This window comes from Thiohalophilus sp. (assembly GCF_034521165.1).
Lineage (GTDB): Bacteria > Pseudomonadota > Gammaproteobacteria > UBA6429 > Thiohalophilaceae > Thiohalophilus.
On the sequence record NZ_JAXHMV010000011.1, the window covers coordinates 71,246 to 90,990 of the forward strand.

The 19,745-nt window shown below is 53.1% G+C and carries 21 protein-coding genes, 1 tRNA gene and 3 pseudogenes; 20 read left to right on the forward strand and 5 right to left on the reverse strand.

What is annotated here, in order from left to right; translation table 11 throughout:
• The 11 genes and pseudogenes from U5K34_RS10545 to U5K34_RS10600 all read left to right on the forward strand — a co-directional run bounded on the left by U5K34_RS10545 (position 1) and on the right by U5K34_RS10600 (position 8,776).
• A complete protein-coding gene (locus U5K34_RS10545) occupies positions 1-333 on the forward strand; it encodes a glycosyltransferase (RefSeq protein WP_322568351.1) in 333 nt (110 codons plus the stop codon).
• Positions 330-758: a polysaccharide deacetylase family protein gene (locus U5K34_RS10550; RefSeq protein WP_322568352.1), complete on the forward strand. Its 429-nt coding sequence runs from the start codon at positions 330-332 to the stop codon at positions 756-758. Before U5K34_RS10545 ends, U5K34_RS10550 begins: the two co-directional genes overlap by 4 nt.
• On the forward strand, positions 755-1,369 hold the full coding sequence (locus U5K34_RS10555) for a polysaccharide deacetylase family protein (RefSeq protein WP_322568353.1): 615 nt from the start codon (positions 755-757) through the stop codon (positions 1,367-1,369). Before U5K34_RS10550 ends, U5K34_RS10555 begins: the two co-directional genes overlap by 4 nt.
• A gap of 50 nt (positions 1,370-1,419) precedes the next feature.
• The gene (locus tag U5K34_RS10560; RefSeq protein WP_322568354.1) at positions 1,420-2,286 is read left to right on the forward strand and encodes a sulfotransferase; all 867 of its coding nucleotides are present in this window, start codon (positions 1,420-1,422) and stop codon (positions 2,284-2,286) included.
• Between the two features lie 46 nt (positions 2,287-2,332).
• Positions 2,333-3,016, forward strand: coding sequence for a hypothetical protein (locus U5K34_RS10565; RefSeq protein ID WP_322568355.1), 684 nt, complete (start codon positions 2,333-2,335; stop codon positions 3,014-3,016).
• Between the two features lie 29 nt (positions 3,017-3,045).
• Positions 3,046-3,579: a hypothetical protein gene (locus U5K34_RS10570; protein WP_322568356.1), complete on the forward strand. Its 534-nt coding sequence runs from the start codon at positions 3,046-3,048 to the stop codon at positions 3,577-3,579.
• Positions 3,580-3,828: 249 nt separating this feature from the next.
• On the forward strand, positions 3,829-5,019 hold the full coding sequence (locus U5K34_RS10575) for a glycosyltransferase family 4 protein (RefSeq protein ID WP_322568357.1): 1,191 nt from the start codon (positions 3,829-3,831) through the stop codon (positions 5,017-5,019).
• Positions 5,020-5,142: 123 nt separating this feature from the next.
• A complete protein-coding gene (locus tag U5K34_RS10580) occupies positions 5,143-6,282 on the forward strand; it encodes a glycosyltransferase (protein WP_322568358.1) in 1,140 nt (379 codons plus the stop codon).
• Positions 6,283-6,337: 55 nt separating this feature from the next.
• Positions 6,338-7,003: a class I SAM-dependent methyltransferase gene (locus U5K34_RS10585; protein WP_322568359.1), complete on the forward strand. Its 666-nt coding sequence runs from the start codon at positions 6,338-6,340 to the stop codon at positions 7,001-7,003.
• Positions 7,000-8,174, forward strand: a pseudogene (locus U5K34_RS16175) (DegT/DnrJ/EryC1/StrS family aminotransferase). Before U5K34_RS10585 ends, U5K34_RS16175 begins: the two are co-directional and overlap by 4 nt.
• Positions 8,171-8,776, forward strand: coding sequence for a sugar transferase (locus U5K34_RS10600; protein ID WP_322568362.1), 606 nt, complete (start codon positions 8,171-8,173; stop codon positions 8,774-8,776). The pseudogene U5K34_RS16175 and the gene U5K34_RS10600 overlap by 4 nt, the downstream one beginning before the upstream one ends.
• Positions 8,777-9,020: 244 nt before the next feature.
• Here U5K34_RS10600 and U5K34_RS10605 read toward each other — a convergent pair whose 3' ends face one another.
• Positions 9,021-9,230 carry a type II toxin-antitoxin system HicB family antitoxin gene (locus tag U5K34_RS10605; protein ID WP_322568363.1) on the reverse strand — a complete coding sequence of 70 codons (210 nt, stop codon included), beginning with the start codon at positions 9,228-9,230 and terminating at the stop codon, positions 9,021-9,023.
• Between the two features lie 297 nt (positions 9,231-9,527).
• Between U5K34_RS10605 and U5K34_RS10610 the strand changes: the two genes are divergently transcribed.
• The 4 genes from U5K34_RS10610 (at position 9,528) to U5K34_RS10625 (ending at position 11,181) form a co-directional block, all read left to right on the forward strand.
• A complete protein-coding gene (locus tag U5K34_RS10610) occupies positions 9,528-9,872 on the forward strand; it encodes a type II toxin-antitoxin system RelE/ParE family toxin (RefSeq protein WP_322568364.1) in 345 nt (114 codons plus the stop codon).
• Positions 9,856-10,170: a transcriptional regulator gene (locus U5K34_RS10615; RefSeq protein WP_322568365.1), complete on the forward strand. Its 315-nt coding sequence runs from the start codon at positions 9,856-9,858 to the stop codon at positions 10,168-10,170. The genes U5K34_RS10610 and U5K34_RS10615 overlap by 17 nt, the downstream gene beginning before the upstream one ends.
• A 437-nt stretch (positions 10,171-10,607) precedes the next feature.
• On the forward strand, positions 10,608-10,904 hold the full coding sequence (locus tag U5K34_RS10620; protein ID WP_416224084.1) for a type II toxin-antitoxin system RelB/DinJ family antitoxin: 297 nt from the start codon (positions 10,608-10,610) through the stop codon (positions 10,902-10,904).
• On the forward strand, positions 10,897-11,181 hold the full coding sequence (locus tag U5K34_RS10625; protein ID WP_322568366.1) for a type II toxin-antitoxin system RelE/ParE family toxin: 285 nt from the start codon (positions 10,897-10,899) through the stop codon (positions 11,179-11,181). The genes U5K34_RS10620 and U5K34_RS10625 overlap by 8 nt, the downstream gene beginning before the upstream one ends.
• Before the next feature lie 781 nt (positions 11,182-11,962).
• On the opposite strand, the pseudogene U5K34_RS16180 reads toward U5K34_RS10625, so the two are convergent.
• The 4 genes and pseudogenes from U5K34_RS16180 to U5K34_RS10645 form a co-directional block, all read right to left on the reverse strand.
• Positions 11,963-12,339: pseudogene (locus tag U5K34_RS16180) on the reverse strand (type II toxin-antitoxin system VapC family toxin).
• Positions 12,339-12,509: a hypothetical protein gene (locus U5K34_RS10640; RefSeq protein ID WP_322568368.1), complete on the reverse strand. Its 171-nt coding sequence runs from the start codon at positions 12,507-12,509 to the stop codon at positions 12,339-12,341. Before U5K34_RS10640 ends, U5K34_RS16180 begins: the two are co-directional and overlap by 1 nt.
• A 474-nt stretch (positions 12,510-12,983) precedes the next feature.
• Positions 12,984-13,070: pseudogene (locus U5K34_RS16185) on the reverse strand (VapC toxin family PIN domain ribonuclease); the annotation flags it as partial.
• On the reverse strand, positions 13,071-13,301 hold the full coding sequence (locus U5K34_RS10645) for a hypothetical protein (RefSeq protein WP_322568369.1): 231 nt from the start codon (positions 13,299-13,301) through the stop codon (positions 13,071-13,073).
• A 530-nt stretch (positions 13,302-13,831) separates the two neighbouring features.
• On the opposite strand from U5K34_RS10645, the gene U5K34_RS10650 reads away from it, so the two are divergent.
• The 5 genes from U5K34_RS10650 (at position 13,832) to thrS (ending at position 19,684) form a co-directional block, all read left to right on the forward strand.
• Positions 13,832-15,841, forward strand: coding sequence for a nucleoside-diphosphate sugar epimerase/dehydratase (locus U5K34_RS10650; RefSeq protein ID WP_322568370.1), 2,010 nt, complete (start codon positions 13,832-13,834; stop codon positions 15,839-15,841).
• 369 nt (positions 15,842-16,210) lie between these two features.
• Positions 16,211-16,453 carry a type II toxin-antitoxin system Phd/YefM family antitoxin gene (locus U5K34_RS10655; protein ID WP_322568371.1) on the forward strand — a complete coding sequence of 81 codons (243 nt, stop codon included), beginning with the start codon at positions 16,211-16,213 and terminating at the stop codon, positions 16,451-16,453.
• Positions 16,450-16,713: a Txe/YoeB family addiction module toxin gene (locus tag U5K34_RS10660; RefSeq protein WP_322568372.1), complete on the forward strand. Its 264-nt coding sequence runs from the start codon at positions 16,450-16,452 to the stop codon at positions 16,711-16,713. The genes U5K34_RS10655 and U5K34_RS10660 overlap by 4 nt, the downstream gene beginning before the upstream one ends.
• 611 nt (positions 16,714-17,324) lie before the next feature.
• Positions 17,325-17,401, forward strand: a tRNA-Val gene (locus U5K34_RS10665).
• A 357-nt stretch (positions 17,402-17,758) separates the two neighbouring features.
• Positions 17,759-19,684 carry a threonine--tRNA ligase gene (gene thrS / locus U5K34_RS10670; protein ID WP_322568373.1) on the forward strand — a complete coding sequence of 642 codons (1,926 nt, stop codon included), beginning with the start codon at positions 17,759-17,761 and terminating at the stop codon, positions 19,682-19,684.
• The last annotated feature ends 61 nt before the right edge of the window (positions 19,685-19,745 follow it).

Consider the following 19,745-nt stretch of genomic DNA (forward strand, 5'->3'; position numbering starts at 1 on the left):
GTGGCTCGTTATTATGAGACGGCAGATATTTTTGTTTATCACTCGACGCTGGACTCGTTTCCACTGGTGCTGTTGGAGGCGGCTGCGCATGGCCTACCGATAGCCCTTAACCGCTGGGGGCCATTCCCTGATCTCTTTGTGGATGGGAAGGAAGCGGCATTTTATGAAACCGGTAATACAACGGAACTAGCAGGTCTGGTTGGTCGTCTTGCAGATAATGAAGGAGAGCGAGCAGCCCTGGGGCGATCAGTGCTTGAGAGTTTTGAAAAAAATCAGTCCATTTTGTCTCGTGGTAAGATGCTCGAGAAATTCTTTAGTGAGGTACTGCAGTGAACACGTTGGTTGAGTTGACCAATAAAGCATGTGCCCTTTATGCGTCGAGCATCGGCAGATTTCGTGGTCACGATATCATCCTGTGTTATCACAGTATTCGTGACATCGGAAGGTCTCCCCGCGGCTGGCTGGGCCCACAACGGTCGCTAGATTCTGCTGTTTTTGAAGCGCAAATGCGCTGGTTATCTGAAGTGGCTAACGTTGTTAGCCTGACTAACTTACTTGAATCCCCAGGGAATCCCGGTGACATCCGTGTGGCAGTTACGTTCGATGACGGCTATTTTGATAATATTGATGTGGCGATCCCGATCATGAAGCGCTACGGAATACCGATGACCTGGTTTGTGGCGACCGACTTTGTGGATAATTCATCACTACTGCCCTGGTGGGATCTTATTGATCTCGGCACTGGCGCAGTGCCGTGACCTGTACGTTGCAATCCAACACGGTTGCTGGTGTCTATGACCCCAATATCACACCGCAACGACAATGGCTTAACACCACGTTGAGAACGATCCTGAAGTCTTCCGGTCCAGAGAAACGAGACGAGATTGCTGCCGATTTGAGGCTGGCAATCTCCCGACAGCTTGATATTCCGTCAAATAGCTTTGCCAGGGCGGAGGAAATCGCGGCCGCAGTGGCGAGGGGTGGTGTCGATCTCGGCGGACATACGGCAAGCCACCCCAATTTGGCACTCTGCCAACCCGATGAGCTGGCTACGGAACTCTTGCGAGGTAAGGACAGGCTTGCGACGATCTCTGGCCAGTCTCCCAGGTGGTTTGCCTATCCCTTTGGAGGTAAGGGGGCGTTTAATCCGGCAGCTGCTGACGCTGTCAGGGATGCGGCTTTTGATGGTGCCTGCACACTGCTTACCGGAACTGTGCGTGTGGATACAGGCCGGTATGCGGTTCCACGTATTGCTGTTTCACCTGCGATGACCATGGAAACGTTCAGAGCGCGTGTGAAAGGAGCACCATTATATACCGGTATGGAGAAAATTCACTCGGCCATGTCTAAGAAGAGAAGATATGGTTGATGGGATGCCTATTACCCTAAACAGAAATAAATCTTTTGAGAACGTAGTCGATGAGCAGAATCCATGATTTGAGAATTAAATTGCTAAACCGATTCGCGCGTACGCGTGCAGGAAAGCTGATTTTAGGAAGGATTGGTCAATCACTGAATGACAAGCAATGGGTTTTCGTCATCGGCTGCTATAACTCGGGCACGACGCTACTGCAGCGCTTGATGCAGGCGCATCCAGATATTGCAACCATGCCGGCCGAGGGCGTTGCATTTACAGATGTGATTGTCCGGCCTGAAAAGTATGGATGGACACGTATGTGGTGGAAATGTGTCGATCAAATACGACATGATTCAGATTACTCTGAGCATGGTGCCAGGCGTCTGAGATCTCAGTGGTCATGGCTTGTCGACAAGCCATCCGCACCCTGTGTACTTGAAAAATCTATTGTCAATGTAGTACATGCCCCTTTCTATGAAAAATATTTTAATAAACCAAAGTTTATTCACCTAGTTCGTAATGGTTATGCTGTCAGTGAAGGTATACGAAGGAAAGCCAGCCCTGCTAAATGGAACAATACGGAGTATAAACAGGCATATCCCATTTCCTTGTGTGCAAGGCAATGGGTAGAAACGCTAGAGGCGGTTTATACGCTTAATAATCAAGGTGGGCAAGTGCTTGAGGTGAAATATGAAGATCTGACAAGAGATCCGGATTCTGTGTTAGCAGAAATCTTTAAATACCTGGAACTACCGATGCTGGTGGAAGATGTTGGTGAAAAAAAGTGGCTCGTACATGGGAATGTCGATGCGATAAAAAATCTAAACAATAAGAGCATAGAGGCTTTATCATCAAATGATAAACAGGAAATACAGGAAATAGGAAGCACATGGTTAAGTTATTATAAATATAGTAATAATTCCGAATAATCCTTGACTATAATCCCGACCCCATTGGATGAGAAATAAATACAGAATGCGTAGATTATCAGCAAGAGAAATTCTCTCCGTATCTAATATACTAACTGTTATTCTTGTGTCTATTATACTTTCACAAAGTATAAATTATTTTTATGTTGTCTATGATTTAAATCTTTCCAAGTTATTGTCGGTGATTTTTATTCTCCTCTTCACCACGGTTGTCTTGGCATGTAAAGACACTATCCGTTATGTCCCTGAATTCTTTCTTATGGCGCTTCCCGCTGTCCCGGTATTTTTTGTTCATGGGTATGTAAATTCGGGTCTTTTATTGATTGTTCTTTTAGGAATTGCGATAGCTAACTCGCATATTAAAGAAAGAGCTATTTATATAACATATAATTTATTATTTTGGACTTCTGTACTGATAATAGTGTATGGAATTACAATCACATCTGACATTTCGTTTATGAGGGACGAAATTTATATTCTTCCGAACCAAGAAATTACGCTATTTGGTAATATAAATAAGTTCACTTATTTGTTGGTTGCCATGCTGTCCGTTTTTGGTTACATGTTTCTGGCCAATAAGATTACTCTCATATCTTTCATTAGTCGTTTTGCTGTTATCTTTTTGATAGTTGCTGTCGTCACGCAGACGAGGGTGTCAACTGTCGCGGTACTATTTCAAGTTCTTATTTTTCTTTACGCAAAAAACAGAAAAATGTCTATACAGGTGTAAAAAATATTGCTTATACAATGATTTTTACTGTGGCAATCTCCTCCGCTTATTTTTTGAATCCGCGTATCGAAGATACTGGTCGTATTTTAGTAGATACCATGCAGGGTATTTCTTCTGGAGACGTATCAGGTAAAAATGCCAGGCCGCAGGTGTGGGCCGCTACGTATCTTACTCTGTCTGAAAATCCATGGTTTGGTGTTGGTAGTAAGATACATGAATCGTTTTACAAGTATGGCGCCGTAAAGGAGAGAGATGGTTATGTGAATGTTCGAGCCCCACAAGGAAGCATTCCTGGCGTCATGCTACGTAGTGGCGTGATATTTGGAATATTATATACATTATCATTTCTTATTTTATTATACAGGTTTGTGGTAATGATAAATACTTATAGACCTGTCGCATATGGTGGAATCAGTCTTCTTGTTGGAGGAGGTATTGTTCAGTTTGGCGGGGACTTTTTTATTCAGATTATGTTTATCGTTACACTGGGTTATTTCCTGAGTATTGGCTCCTCACGGCATACTACTATTCAGGATAGTTATTCTGGTTACCATGAAAAGTAGATTTCTCGAGATATTCCTCATTACGCGGATTCAAGTTGCTAGTGCAACATCAGGATTTATCCCTATAAATACCTGATTTTGTGCTTTGACAGCAAGGCGTTTTCGGGCAAGGTTATTCAGTTTCTCCATCACGCGCACAATCTTTTGCCGAGTGATGGTCGTGCTTTTGTTATTTGATGCGAATCATCCTGTCATTTCCGCATTCAGTGATCAGGTCAGAAATCCTTCTCCAGGCTTACGTGGAACAACATGATCTTCTTGTACGTTAATCATCCTTTGTACCGTCATGGTGATCGGTATTTTGCGCCCACTCGCAACTTCGTGGATTTTATGGCGGTGTTGGCGGAACAGGGTGATAACTATCAGTTGATCGTGCCATGTCGTGAGGTGGGTGAGCAGGAAATAGAAGATCTCTCCGAATTGCATCTTCCGGGTGAGGTGCATGAGGTGGCTTTTTATCGGGGCCATCTGGCGGCCCTGCTGAAGACGCCGATTCAGGCGTTCAGGATTCGACAGATTGTCTCACGAGCGGCTTCTATTGAACGGGTGTGTATCGGCGGCCCTGGCCCCAATTCCATGTTGTTCTGGCTTTCACTTTTGTTGCCAAAAAGTACCCGGTTTTTGTTCTTTATCCGTGGTGACACCGTCGAAACTGTGAGGCATATCTATCGGGATCGCTGGTGGGGGAAACTGCCGGTTGCCATTTCGGGCCTGTTCCAGAAACGGATATTCGATCTTCTGGGTCAGGAGCGGGCGGTGGTTTTTACCTATGGCGAGGCCCTGGAGGCGAAATATCGGGCCCATGGACAGGCGGTTCACACAATATCACCGCTTATCGACGAATCCGTAGTACGTGAAACTCCGCGCCCTCCCATTCCGCAAGATCGCTCTCTGCGTGTACTGTTTGTCGGCAGGTTGTCCGCGGAAAAGGGAGTAAGCGAGCTTGTCGCCGCACTGGCCCGGCTACGCTCTCGCGGTATCGAGCTGCGTCTGGATGTAGCCGGTACCGGGGTTCTGCAGGATCGTTTACAAGAGGAGGCGGCGAGAGAAGAAGTTTCGGATTTTGTTACCTTCCACGGTCACGTGCCTCCGGGCCCGATGCTGTGGGATCTTTACGATAGCTGCGATCTGTTGTGCCTGCCTTCCCGAACAGAAGGTACTCCCAGGGTGGTGGTAGAGGCTTTTGCACGCGGGATGCCGGTGCTGGCGACGCGGGTGGGTAGTATTGAGAGTATGTTTCCGGAGAACCTGGTGTTTATCGAGAAGGGTACGCCGGATGGGATTGCAGAAGGTTTGGCATGGTGTGATCAGAACCGGGAGCGGTTGTCCGAATCAGGGCGGAATGGTCAGGCCGCAGTGGACAGGTTTCTGTTATCTTCCAATGCCGCTTATGTTGACAAGGTGCTTAAAGGAAGCTCTGAACAAGTCATTCCGGAGTAGGCCGGAATCCTGCAAGCCACCAGCTGACATGGACCCCGGCCTGCGCCAGGGTGACTAAAGTGAATTATCAGTGCCACCTACAGGTTTTGTTGGTTAACATTTAGAGACACGGGGCAGCCTGGCTTGGAATATCTTGTTTTTTTGTCGCTATTTTTCCTGCTTTATATCTATGCAGGATATGGGATCGTACTAAAAACACTCTGTTTGGTGCGCAAGAGCTTTCCTGTTGATAGTAAGTTTGAAGGGGCAAAGTTCAGACTTAGCGTAATTATTGCTGCGCATAATGAAGAGGATGTGATAGAGAATCGGATTTTGAATGTCCTTGAGTGTGACTATCCGCGTGATTCGTTTGAAGTGATTGTCGCCTCCGATCGATCCGATGACAGAACCAATGAGATTGTTCGAAAATACGAGGCTTCACAAGTGATGCTTGTCGATTGCCAAAACACAACCGGCAAATCAAGCGCCCAGAACCAGGCAATAGCGCATGCTAATGGGGATATTATTGTATTTACCGATGCGGATACCCGCTTTGCGCCTAATTTCCTTGCCAATATTTCGGCGCCGTTTTCGAATTCTGCCATTGGCGCTGTTGACGGACACTTGTTGTTTGAGTCTGACGATCTGTCCGGTGTTGCCACAGGACAGGGTTACTACTGGAATTATGAACTGAAATTACGTAAGCTTGAAACCTGTCTCGGTATCCTGGCTGTGACAAGTGGTGGCTGTTTTGCTGTAAGGCGTGAATTATTAAAACCATTGCCTGATGATGTGGGAGAGGATTGCATTGTACCACTGGATGTGGTTTTGCAGGATCATAAAGTCGTGCATGCGCGTAATGCTGTTGCGTATGACAGAATGGAGGCAGGTATTAACGATGAGCTACGCGCGCGCGCCAGAATGACATTGCGTAACTGGATCGGTACCTGGCGACGTGCCAGGCTGCTTAATCTCCTGTTATATCCCGGCTATGCGTTTTCCTTGTGGTCGCATAAGATTCTGAGGTGGCTTTCTCCGTTCTTTCTGATTGTTTTAACGGCGGGTGTTATCCTGCTTGCCGGGTCGTCAATGTTCTGGAATGTCATGGCGGGTTTTATTGTTCTCGCATACGTGGCCGGTCTTATGGGTTGGGCGAATGAAAAACTCTCATTGGGCATGCCGGTTGTCTCGACAGTGTTCAGTTTTTTTCTGGCCAATCTCGGGTTCCTGATGGGACTGGTCTGGGCAATGTTTTCCGGCCGCCGGATAACGGCCTATCGCTGACTTTCGGATTCTTTATAACCTATGAATGAACAGGAAGAATTAATCAAAACCGCGTATGCGCGGCGCGACAGTCAGTCTCATATCACGGCTTTACGCCTGGACTCGGCCCGAGGTTGCGCTTCAACAATACCGGGTGTTTTCCGCTTTGTCACAAGGGTTGCTGGATTACGGGTTTGACGATCTTACGCCAGTTGAATTTCTGGATGTCGGTTGTGGTGCCGGTTCGTTGTTACGTACGCTGGCCGAGTGGGGTGCTGAACCGTCCCGTCTCCATGGTATTGATTTGCTACAGGATCGGATCGAGCGTGCTCAGGCACTTTGTCCCGCCATTGATTACCGCCAGCATAGCGGCTGGGAGTTGCCCTATGCCGATGAGAGCATGGATATCGTCACGGCGATGACCGTTTTCTCGTCGATTTTATCCCCTGAGGCACGTCAAGCCCTTGCTACGGAAATGGAGCGCGTGGCGCGGCCCGGTGGCATGATTGTTATTTTTGACTTTCGGGTCTCCTCTCCACGCAATCCGGATACGACCGGGATTGGACGTGGCGAAGTTCAGCGGCTTTTTCCTGACTTTACGGTTAAATCCCGCAGCCTTATCCTGGCGCCGCCCCTGCAAAGGCCGCTGGCGAAACTCTCACCATGGCTGGCTTTAACACTTGAAACGTTCATCCCGTTCTTGCGGACCCATACCTTTCATTTTTTGCGTAATTCCAAATGAGTCATCAGGATTTTATTGCTTTTGCCAGGCCATTGATCGGCGAGGAAGAAGTTGCCTCGGTGGTCGAGACTTTGCGTTCCGGCTGGTTGACAACCGGCCCCAAAACAAAAAAATTCGAGCAGGACTTTGCCGGCTTCGTGGGTGGCCGCCATGCGCTGGCGGTCAACAGTGCCACGGCCGGGCTGCATCTGGCCCTGGAGGCGGCCGGTATTGGTGCCGGGGATAAGGTCGTTACCACACCCTATACCTTTACCGCCACGGCCGAGGTAATCCGCTACCTGGGCGCCGATCCCGTCTTTGTCGATATCGAACCCGGGACGTTTAATATCGATCCCGCCGGTGTCCGCGAAGCGCTCGAGTACGCACGCCGACATCAAGGCGATTATCCCGGTGCATTTCGCGGGCCTGGCCTGCGACATGGACGCCGATCATGGCCCTGGCCAGGCAGAATGAGGTGACGGTTATCGAGGATGCGGCACACGCCTTGCCGACCACGTATCACGATCAGATGATCGGGACCATCGGCGATTTAACGGTTTACAGCTTCTACGTGACCAAGACGATTGCCACGGGCGAGGGCGGCATGGTGGTGACGAATAACGACGAGTACGCAGAGCGGATTCGTACCATGCGTTTGCATGGCATCAGCCGGGATGTGTTCGACCGCTATACCTCGGACAAGCCCTCCTGGTATTACGAGGTCGTCGCGCCCGGCTACAAATACAACATGACCGATATTGCGGCGGCCATTGGCATCCATCAACTTGCCAAAGCCTGGGAGTTCCAGAAACGCCGGGCGACGATCGCCAAACGTTATGATGTGGCATTTTCGGATCTGCCGCTGCGCACACCGCCGGTGGCCCGTCCCGGGGATACGCATGCCTGGCATCTGTATGTGATCCAGCTGGAGCTGGAGAAACTCTCGATTTCGCGGGACCGGTTTATCGAACTGATGGCGGAAAAGGGGATCGGTACCAGCGTGCACTTTATCCCGCTGCACATCCAGCCCTACTGGCGAGATCGGTATTCACTTGAACCTGACGACTACCCTGTCGCGCTGGATGTCTATCGGCGGGCGGTCAGCCTGCCGATTTACCCGGCGATGTCTGATGATGATATCGAGCGCGTGGTGAACGCCGTGTGCGATATTCTTGAACAGTACGCATCATGACGGGTAAACGGATTTTCGATCTTTGTTTTACGATACCGGGTGTTACCCTGCTCTTGCCGTTGTATCTGGCCATTGCCTTGTGGATCAAACTGGACAGCCCGGGTCCCGTGCTGTTTCGTCAGCAGCGTGTCGGTCGGTTTGGCAGACCGTTCCAGGTGCTCAAGTTCCGGACCATGGTGGATGATGCCGAGAAACAGGGGGCGAAAATTACCGTGGCCGGCGACAGCCGGATTACCCGCAGCGGGGCGTTTTTACGCAAGTACAAGCTGGACGAGCTGCCGCAGTTGTTGAACGTACTCAAGGGGGAGATGAGCCTGGTCGGTCCACGCCCGGAGGTGCCGGAGTACGTTAAGCTATATCCACGGGACAGTTACGAACTGGTGTTATCGGTTCCGCCAGGGATTACGGATCAGGCCTCGATCGAATTCAGCGATGAAAACGATCAGCTGGCCAAAGCCGAAGATCCGCAACGGGAGTATGTTGAGAAAATCCTGCCACGCAAACTGGCCTGCTACGAGGCTTATGTGCAGGATCGGTCACTTTGGGGGGATTTGAAGGTGATTCTGATGACAATTCGGAAGCTGGCGATTGGGGGGAGGTAGGAGTTGGGAGTAGAGGAGTCAGGAGTCAGGAGTCAGGAGTTAGGAGTCAGGAGTCAGGAGTAGGTAGACAGCATTATAATGGTGAATGTTGAATTTTTAATTTTGAATTGATGGGGCGCCTTGGGCGCTTTTTTTGTTTGGGGCTTCTGGTAGAAAGTCTGTGTAGGAGCGGCTGCGCCGCGATGGGGTGACTCAGAACTCAGTACTGAGTTTTGAGGTGGCTGAGATCTGTTCTGAATCTGAATCAGGCGACGTCGATGTACTCGACCTGACTGCTTGGTGGCGGGATCGGTTCACCGTCTTCCCGTATGCCCTGGACATGGAATTCAATGGCTTCCCGAATCTGATTTTCCGTTTCTTCAATGGTTGACCCGGTTGCCACGCAGCCAGGCAGATCCGGGACATAGGCAGAATAGTTGGTGTCTGCTTTTTCAATGACGATGGCATATTTCATAGTAAACTTTATTTCCAGCCTGCCTGTTTATAAATACTGTTGGTTAGAATAGCACCAGTCAGCGAGGGCGGCAATAAAACAAAGTTGGCAGTTTGCAGGTGGCAGTTGGCAGAATTTCTGAGTGCTGAGTGCTGAGTGCTGAGTGCTGAGTGCTGAGTGCTGAGTAAAAAGTTCGCAGATGGCAGTTGGCAGTTATCAGTACAATTTTGAATTAATGTGGCGCCTTTGGCGCTTTTTTTGTGGAAATTTTTCATGGTAACGTATATGCTACTATCGTGATCGAGGGAGGAGGTCGCGTTGGAGATAAGGGAATATCTGGATGAGGCCGGCAGGTCGGTTTTTGCTCGCTGGTTCAAAGGCCTGGACGCCAGGGCGGCGGCAAAAGTGACCACGGTGTTGGCTCGACTCGAGGCGGGTAACTTGTCCGAGGTGAAAAGCGTTGGCGCCGGGGTGTTTGAGCGGCGGATCCATTTTGGTCCGGGATATCGGGTTTACTTTGGCCGTGAAGGTGACCGACTGATTGTTTTGCTGGGTGGCGGTACGAAGCAGGGCCAGCATCGGGACATCGAGCAGGCAAAGCGATACTGGATGGCGTACTGGCAGCGTCGTATTGGAGGAACAACCAATGGCACTAACACGTGAATTTTCCGAGACAGTTCGAGAACGTGCGCAAACGGATATGGAATTCAGGGTTGCCATGTTGACGGAAGCTGCGGAGGCGATTGTTACCGGCGAGGCGGCTACAGCACGCGCGCTGCTGCGGGATTACATTAATGCGACGCTTGGTTTTGAGACCCTGGCCGATGAAACAGGCATCAGTGCGAAAAGCCTGCACCGGATGTTTGGTGCGAAAGGCAACCCGACGCTTTCCAATTTAACAACCGTACTTCGTGTTCTGGAAGCCAATGAGGGGCTGACTTTTGTTGTCAGGGCTGTATAAAAACAGTTCTGAGTTCTGAGTTCTGAGTTCTGAGTAAAAAGTTTGCGGATTGCAGTTGGCAGTCTTCAGTTAATGATGAATGTTGAATTTTTAATTTTTAATTTTGAATTGATGGGGCGCCTGCGGCAATGTTGAATTTTGAATGATGGATTTTGAATTGATGTGCCCTTTGGGCGGTATTTTAGGTTCGAAGCTGGCAGTCGCAGTTCACAGATGGCAGTGTAGGAGCGGCTTGCAGCCGCGATATCTCGAATTCAGGCAGGTCGTCGCCGACGGGGCGCCTCCTACAAAGCCCTTCGGGCAGGGGCGAGTTACGAGGGACGAAGAAAGACGATGATGGCCGGTTTGTTGGGGGTTCATTTGTAATAAAGGCTGACACCTTGACTGTATCGCAATTGAGATACATAATTAGCTGTGAATGACAACTGGAGAACCTGATCATGGCTCACACTTCAATGTTGCACGTTCGGGTCGACGACGAACTGAAGGCTGATGCGGCGGAAAAACTTGCAAGCTTCGGCCTGACAGTATCAGATGCTGTCCGTATTCTGTTGACTCGCATAAGCAAAGAGGGCGGGTTGCCCGTTGGACTAACAGCCGATCCGGAAACTTACGACGCCTGGTTCCGCGACAAGGTGAAAGAGGCCCTGGCGGACACGCGACCTGCTGTATCGCATAAACAGGTGATGGATGAGGCGCAAGCGTTGATTGACCGGAAACGGCGCCGTGCCTGAATTGGAATGGCTGGAATTGGCTCGCGCAGACCTTCTGTCGATAGTAGATTACATCTCTGACGATAATCCGGATGCGGCACAACACGTAAAGGATGACATCGAGGCAAAGCTGAAAAGCTGCCAGACTTTCCGAAATCGGACGCCCCGGCAGAGTCGAGGAGGAACCAGGGAGCTGGTCGCCTGGGCGAATTACATCATCGTATACGAAGAGGACGCTTTTACCGTCCGAATATTGCGCGTGTTGCATGCCGCCCAGCAATGGCCTTCATCCTCCTGAATTAAATGGGCTGTATTAAAGAGGTCGCAGCCCTTCGGGCAGGGGCGAGGGACGAGTGACGAGGAAAGACGATGATGGCCGGTTTGTTGGGGGTAGGAGGTTAGCCCTGTGGCAATGTTGAATTTTGAATGATGAATTTTGAATCGATGTGCCCTTTGGGCTCTATTTTAGGTTCGAAGCTGGCAGTCGCAGTTCACAGATAGCAGTGTAGGAGCGGCTTGCAGCCGCGACTTCTTGAATGCAGGCAGGTCGCCGATGGGTCGCTGCGCTCACCTATGGCGTCACCGCCAATCCATCGGCCAGGGAATGTAGGGGCGACATTCCATTGTGCGTCTATTATCGCCTCCCACAACGTCCTGTCGGGACCAGGGCGACGGTTGATGGGTACGGAGGGGCGTTCCAGCCGCGACTTGCTCGATATGCAGGCAGAGTCGCCGAACAGGAGTCGCCACCCACAGCTATCATCTATAAAGCTGGCAGTCGGCAGGAAAGAAAGTTGTCAGTTTGCCGTTGGCAGTCTTTAGATAATTGTGAATGTTGAATTTTTAATTTTGAATTGATAGGGCGCCTTTGGCGCTTTTTTTGTTTGGGGCTTCTGGTCGCGGGGCCGGTGTAGGAGCGCCTCTGGCGCGACAGGTCTTGCCGGTCCGCACGGGATATCGCGGCAGAGCCGCTCCTACGTAAGGAAATTGGCAGTTGTTAGTGCAATTGTGAATGTTGAATTTTGAATTGATGGGGCGCCTTTGGCGCTTTTTTGTTTTAGAGGATAGCCTGGCGGGAGTCAGGGGCGGAATATGGAAAGTTCCAGGTTGTCGATGGGGCGGTAGTGTTTGTCGTTGGCGGTCAGGAGGGGGATTCCCTGTTCAAGTGCTGTGGCGGCGATGAGGGCGTCGGCCAGTTGCATGGAATTGGCCAGGGCGTGTTGTTCGATTAAAAATGTGGCGCGGTTGGAGATGCCTTCGTCGATATGGATGATGCCGGCATTCCGAATGTGAGGGCCTGTTTGATGAGGCGTAATTCCTGTTTGTTGCGCACGCCCTGGACCAGTTCCGTGTAGCTGACGGCGGACAGGGAAAAGCCGGGGTGGGTATCGAGCAGATCGGCGGCTTTATGATTACCGCGCAGGTTCCAGATCAGGACATCCGTGTCCACCAGGATCATGGTAAATCCCGGCGTTGTCTGAGTTGGCGGATTTCGTTGTCGACACTGTCGGTTTTATCGGCCCAGAGGCCAAATGCCGGATTGGTGTGATCCCTGTGTCGGTTGGTGTCCACCTCCTGCCAGCGCGTGAGTACGGCGCGGCGTTTGCCGTGGTAGGTAATAATCACCTGCTCACCGCGTTCAATGGCGGCGAGGGACGTCGGCGGTATGCAGGCGCAGATCCTTGGTGGTGGCTTCCAGTCAGCGAGCCTCTCATAAGTTTGCACTTTTTATTGTAACTTTACGTTAACCGGGAGTCAAGAGCGTAAGAGAAAGTTGGCAATGAAAGACAAAGTTGGCAGTTGGCAGATGACAGTTGGCAGAACTTTGAGTGCCTATGTCGTGGGAGGGGCTCTGCCTGCGACAATGTTGAGTTTTGAATGGTGAATTTTGAATTTATGGGGTGCTTTGGTGCTGTTTTTATTTGCGCTTGTGGTAGCAGGTAGGGAAGAAAGTTGGCAGTCGGCAGATTGCAGTTGTAGGAGCGGCTTGACGACACATGGATGTACTACGTCGCGGCAGCGTGATGCCGTGAGCGACGCAGCCGCGATATCTCGAATTCAGGCAGGTCGCCGATGGGTCGGCTCCCACGAAGCCCTTCGGGCAGGGGCGGTATTGAACAAATGCTCGGCGACGCGGCCGGCGCCCTTGAAAAAATAAATCAGCGTATTCGTATCCAGGGCATACATTCAGAGTGATTCGCGGCGGGTATCAGGTATTCGGGGATTGCGCAGTTCTTCCAGATCGGGAAAGTCCGTCCAGCTTCCGGCCAGCTGTTTGACTGACTCGGGCCAGTGGGTACGGGTCTTTTCCTGGATGAGGCTGGCCACCCAGCGGCTGACCGGCATGCCGGCGGCTTCGGCAGCGGATTTGAGTCGCCGCTCATTGTCATCGTCGAGATAGATGGTGACCTGTCCCATAATCGCCTCCTGATTATCTTCAGGGCTAATATAATTTATATTATAAGTTTTCTTTTTGGGTTTCAAGTTAACGAAAGTTGGCAATAAACAAAGTTGGCAATAAAACAAAGTTGGCAGATGGCAGTCGGCAGTGCAATGTTGAATTTTGAATGTTGAATGTTGAATTGATGTGGCGCCTTTGGCGCTGTTTTTATTTGCGCTTGTGGTAGCAGGTAGGGAAGAAAGTTGGCAGTCGGCAGATTGCAGTTGTAGGAGCGGCTTGACGTACATGGATGTACTAATGTCGCGGTAGGCATGGATGCCGTGAGCGACGCAGCCGCGACCTCTCGAATTCAGGCAGGTCGCCGATGGGTCGGCTCCCACGAAGCCCTTCGGGCAGGGGCGAGGAGCGAGGTACGGGTGACAAGGGAAGAGATGGTGGCCGGTCAAGTTTTTGGTTTTCGATCCGATAAAATATCAGGCTTTCAGTTAATATGATTGGCGGCCGGGCTGCTCATCAAGGGAGATCAGGGTTTTCCCTGATAGGCAGAATGGAGAATAATGAATACAATGTCGGTATGGATAAAAGTGTGAAGGGCATCACAAATTGGCTGGATGGATTGTCCCGCTTGCACAAGCAGGCGGTGATGGTGGTATCGGATGCTCTGCTGTTGATGGTGGCGCTGTGGGCGGCGTTTTCGCTGCGGCTGGGGACGCTGTATCTGCCGGATCTGCCGGTGCTGATCCTGATCGGGGCGGCGCCGCTGGTGGCGATTCCCGTATTTGTCTATTTCGGCCTGTACCGGGCCATTGTGCGTTATATCGGGCTCAAGGCGATCTGGGTGGTGGTGCAGGCGGTGTCGCTGTATGCGCTGTGCTGGGCGTTACTGGCGTTTTTGAGCGGGGTGCAGGGGATCCCGCGTTCGGTCACGCTGATCAACTGGCTGATGGCGATTGTGCTGATCGGCGGCAGCCGGATGATGGCCCGCTGGTGGTTTTTGCGCCTGCAGTCGACGCCCGAGTTGTCAGCTGCGGGCCGGATTAATGTCGTGATCTACGGAGCCGGTTCGTCCGGGGTGCAGCTGGCGACGGCCCTGGGATTCAGTCAGCAGTATCGGCCGGTGGCCTATATTGACGATGATGTGACGCTGCAGGGTCAGCAGATCAACGGCCTGCCGGTCTTCGCCTTCCGGGAGCTGTCCAAGCTGATCAACAAGCTGGGAATTCGCGAAGTGCTGCTGGCCATGCCCTCGGCATCGCGCAGCCGGCGCAAGGCGATCATCCGCCAGCTCGAACCTTACCACGTGCATGTCAAAACCCTGCCGGGCATGGCCGAGCTGGCTGGCGGCCAGGTCAAGGTCGAGGACATCAAGGAAGTGGAGATCGACGATCTGCTGGGTCGGGATAATGTGGCGCCGCGTCCGGATCTGATCGAGGCCAACGTGTGTGACAAGGTGGTGATGGTCACCGGGGCCGGGGGTTCCATCGGCTCGGAACTGTGCCGGCAGATCCTCAAATACGGGCCACGCCAGTTATTGCTGTATGAGCATAATGAATATGCTCTCTACAACATCGATCATGAGTTGGTTCATTCAGCGTTTTATCAGGGTGCGACGGAACTGCCCGCCTCCCAACGCCAGGTGTTGCCCATGCTGGGCACGGTGCTGGACCAGGAACGGCTGGAGCGGTTGTGTACGGCTTTCGGGGTTCAGACGATCTATCACGCGGCGGCCTACAAGCATGTGCCGATGGTGGAGATGAACCCCGTCGCGGCGATTCGCAACAACATTTTCGGCACGCTCAAGGTAGCCCGGGCGGCGATCAATACGGGGGTGGAATCCTTCGTGTTGATCTCCACCGACAAGGCCGTGCGCCCGACCAATACCATGGGTGCGACCAAGCGCTTTGCCGAACTGATCCTGCAGGCGCTGGGCCGGCGGCAGGGGCTTCGGACCCGCTTCAGTATGGTGCGGTTTGGCAATGTGCTGGACTCCTCCGGATCGGTGATTCCGCTGTTCCGGCGCCAGATTCAAAACGGCGGACCGGTTACGGTGACCGATTCGCGCATTATTCGTTATTTTATGACCATTCCCGAGGCGGCCGAGCTGGTGATTCAGGCCGGGGCCATGGGCCGGGGCGGCGAGGTGTTCGTGCTGGATATGGGCGAACCGGTCAAGATCCTCGATCTGGCCCAGCACATGATCCGCCTGAGCGGCCTGGAAGTGAAGGATGAGACCAATCCCGACGGGGATATCGAGATTCAGATTACCGGCCTGAGACCGGGTGAAAAGCTCTATGAAGAGCTGCTGATCGGCGAGAACGTCAACGAAACCGGCCACCCGGCCATCATGCGCGCCGAGGAAGAGGCGCTCGACTGGGCCCGGATCGAGCAGTATCTCAACCGTCTCGAAGCCGCCGCCCACAACCACGATCAACAGGCCATCCGCGACGTGCTGCTCGAAGCCGTCAAAGGCTTCAACCCGCAATGCGGCATCGAGGATATCGTCTATAAAAACACCGTGGGGCTGGCGGGGGAGAATGTGAAAAAGCTGCCGCTTTAAAGTTGGCAGTCAATGTTGAATTTTGAATGCTTAATTTTGAATTGATGAGGCGCCTTTGGCGCTTTTTTTGGTTTTGACTAACATAACTGAGGACTGAGGACTGAGGACTGAGGACTATCTGTTATAGGAGCGGCTTGCAGCCGCGACCTCTTGAATCCAGGCAGGTCGCCGCTACAAGCGCCTCCCGCGCTAGAAAGTTGGCAGTCGGCAGATTGCAGTTGGCAGTTGTAGGAGCGGCTTGCAGCCGCGACCTCTCGAATCAAGGCAGGGCGCCGTTTTTTTGTTTGTTCCAAAGACGCGCTGAGGGCCATGAACAATGATTGACAAAACGCACGTTATAACGTACGTTTTGCGGCAGAGGTATACGACATGAGCAACATTACCGCGACTGAGGCCCGGGCCAGACTCTACAGCCTGATTGACGAGGTGGCTGAATCGCACCAGCCGGCCGTGATTACAGGCAAGCGGGCCAATGCCGTCCTGATCTCGGAAGAGGACTGGAACGCCATTGCGGAAACTCTGCATTTGTTGTCCGTGCCCGGTATGCGGGAGTCGATCAAGTCAGGCATGGAAGAGCCTGTCGATGAATGTGCCAGGGAACTGGATTGGTGAGCTGGACGCTGGTCTATACCAAACAAGCGCAAAAAGATGCCAGAAAGCTTGCGGCTTCAGGACTGAAGAACAAGGCCCGGGAGCTGCTCGCTGTTCTGGAGGAGAATCCCTTCCAGAATCCCCCGCCTTACGAAAAACTGGTTGGGGATCTCGCCGGAGCCTATTCACGCCGAATCAATATACAACACCGTCTTGTGTATCAGGTGCTTGAAGAGGAGCGAGTGGTTAAGGTCCTTCGACTCTGGACTCACTATGAATAGGGGAAGTTGGCAGAATTCTTGAGTGCTGAGGGATTAGTTGGCGATAAAACAGAGTTGGCAGTCGTTAGTGCAATTGTGAATTTTGAATGGTGAATTTTGAATTGATGTGGCGCTTTGGTGCTGTTTTTATTTGCGCTTCCGGTAGCAGGTAGGAAAGAAAGTTGGCAGTCGGCAGTTGGCAGTTGTAGGAGCGGCTTGCAGCCGCGACCTCTTGAATCCAGGCAGGTCGCCGCTACAAGCGCCTCCCGCGCTAGAAAGTTGGCAGTCGGCAGTTTGCAGATGGCAGTTGTAGGAGCGGCTATGCCGCGACAGGCCTTGCCGGTCCGCACGGAATATCGCGCCGGAGGCGCTCCTGCAGGTCCTTCAGTAGGAGCGGCTTGCAGCCGCGACCTCTCGAATTCCGGCAAGTCGTCTCCGATGGGTCAGGGCATCCTCCCGCGCTAGAAAGTTGGCAGTCGGCAGTTTGCAGTAGGCAGCTGTAGGAGCGGCTGTGCCGCGACAGGTCTTGCCGGTCTGCACGGAATATCGCGCCGGAGGCGCTCCTACATCCTGTCCGAGCGGCTTTGGTACTTGCCATAACTTGTTCTTTTCTGTATCTTTCCCGCCTCTTCAGTCGCGTAGCTCAGTTGGTTAGAGCACCACCTTGACATGGTGGGGGTCGGTGGTTCGAGTCCACTCGCGACTACCAATTTTTGCACTTGTACAACTGGATGTGCGAGTGGACGAGAACGGAGTTCGACAAATTCGCCGGGAGCGAATTTGAACAGCGGAGCGTAGCGACGCTGGCCCGAAGGGCGGAGGGCAGGGATGCCCGGAGTAATCCACTCGCGACTACCAAATTCGATAAAGTTGGCAGTATGCAGTTGGCAGTTCACAGTTTCTGGCTGATGACTGCAAACTGACGGCTGCCAACTGAGATCCTCTTGCTGACAGCCCCTCGTGGAGGTTGCGGCGGGAATTCGGCGCCGGCCCATTGTGGGGGTCGGCGTGACATGCACCAAGCGGCCCCTGGTACCGGTCGCCACTGAAGATTGAGGAGCACGACATGCCTTCTATTTCCCTGCCTGACGGCAGTCAGCGCGATTACGCCAATCCTGTCACCGTTGCCGACGTGGCCGCCGATATCGGCGCCGGTCTGGCCAAGGCCGCCCTGGCGGGCAAGGTCGACGGGAAGCTGGTGGACACCTCCTACAAAATCGATCACGACGCCGAGCTGGCCATCGTCACCGAGCGCGACGAGGAGGGGCTGGAGGTCATTCGCCACTCCACCGCCCATCTGCTGGCCCAGGCCGTCAAACAGCTGTTCCCGGATGCCCAGGTGACCATCGGTCCGGTCATCGACGAGGGCTTTTACTACGATTTCGCCTATGAAAACGGCTTCTCCGAGTCGGATCTGGAAAAGATCGAGCAGAAAATGGCCGAGCTGGCCAAGCAGGACCTCCCGGTCGAGCGCACGGTGATGCAGCGCGAGGAGGCGGTCGAGTTCTTCCGCCAGATGGGCGAGGAGTACAAGGCGAAGATCATCGAGGACATCCCCAGAGGGGAGGAGCTTTCCCTGTATCGCCAGGGCGATTTCATCGATCTGTGCCGCGGCCCGCATGTGCCCTCCACGGGCAAGCTCAAGGCCTTCAAGCTGATGAAGCTGGCCGGGGCCTACTGGCGCGGCGACTCCAACAACGAGATGCTGCAGCGCATCTACGGCACCGCCTGGCCGGATAAAAAACAGCTCAAGGGCTATCTGCACCGCCTGGAAGAGGCCGAAAAGCGCGACCACCGCAAGCTGGGCCGCCAGCAGGACCTGTTCCATACCCAGGAAGAGGCGCCGGGCATGGTGTTCTGGCACGACAAGGGCTGGACCCTGTATCAGCAGGTGGAGCAATACATCCGCGCCAAATTGCGCGAGCACGACTACGAAGAGGTCCGCACCCCGCAGGTGGTGGACCGTTCTCTGTGGGAGAAATCGGGCCACTGGGACAAGTTCCACGACATGATGTTTACCACTCATTCGGAAGATCGCCACTACGCGGTCAAGCCGATGAACTGCCCCTGCCATGTGCAGATCTTCAACCAGGGGCTGAAGAGCTACCGGGATCTGCCGCTGCGTATGGGCGAGTTCGGCTCCTGCCACCGCAACGAGCCCTCCGGCACGTTGCACGGGCTGATGCGGGTGCGCGGTTTTACCCAGGACGATGCGCACATCTTCTGCACCGAGGACCAGATCCAGCCCGAGGTCTCGGCGTTCATCGATCTGCTGTTCGAGGTCTATCGCGATTTCGGCTTCGAAGAGGTGCTGATCAAGCTCTCCACCCGTCCCGAGCAGCGCGTGGGCTCCGACGAAGTGTGGGACAAGGCCGAGCACGCCCTGGAGCGGGCCCTGAACGACAAGGGTCTGGAGTGGGATCTGCAGCCGGGCGAAGGCGCTTTCTACGGGCCCAAGATCGAGTTCTCGCTCAAGGACTGCCTGGGCCGGGTCTGGCAGTGCGGTACCATCCAGGTGGATTTTTCCATGCCGGGGCGCCTGGGCGCCGAGTACGTCGGCGAGGATGGCGACCGGCACACGCCGGTGATGTTGCACCGGGCGATCCTGGGCTCGCTGGAGCGCTTTATCGGGATTCTCATTGAGGAATACGCCGGGGCCTTCCCCGCCTGGCTGGCCCCCGAACAGGTGGTGGTGATGGGAATTACCGACAAACAGGCCGAAACGGTCCAGAAAATCGAAAAAACCTTGCGTTCGAGGGGCTTGCGGGCAAAAGCTGACTTGAGAAATGAGAAGATCGGCTTTAAAATCAGGGAACATACGCTACAGCGCATTCCCTATCTGCTGGTGATCGGCGATCGGGAAGTTGAAAATTCTACTGTGGCCGTGCGCACGCGAACCGGCGAGGATCTGGGCAGCATGCCCCTCGATGAATTCATCGGGAAACTCGAGCAGGAAATCGCGAGCCGCGGCCGTAGTCTTTTAGAACAGTAGCCGGGGACGAGTTACGAGGGACGAGGCTTTTATACTCCCTCCCCCTGACCCCCTCCCTGAG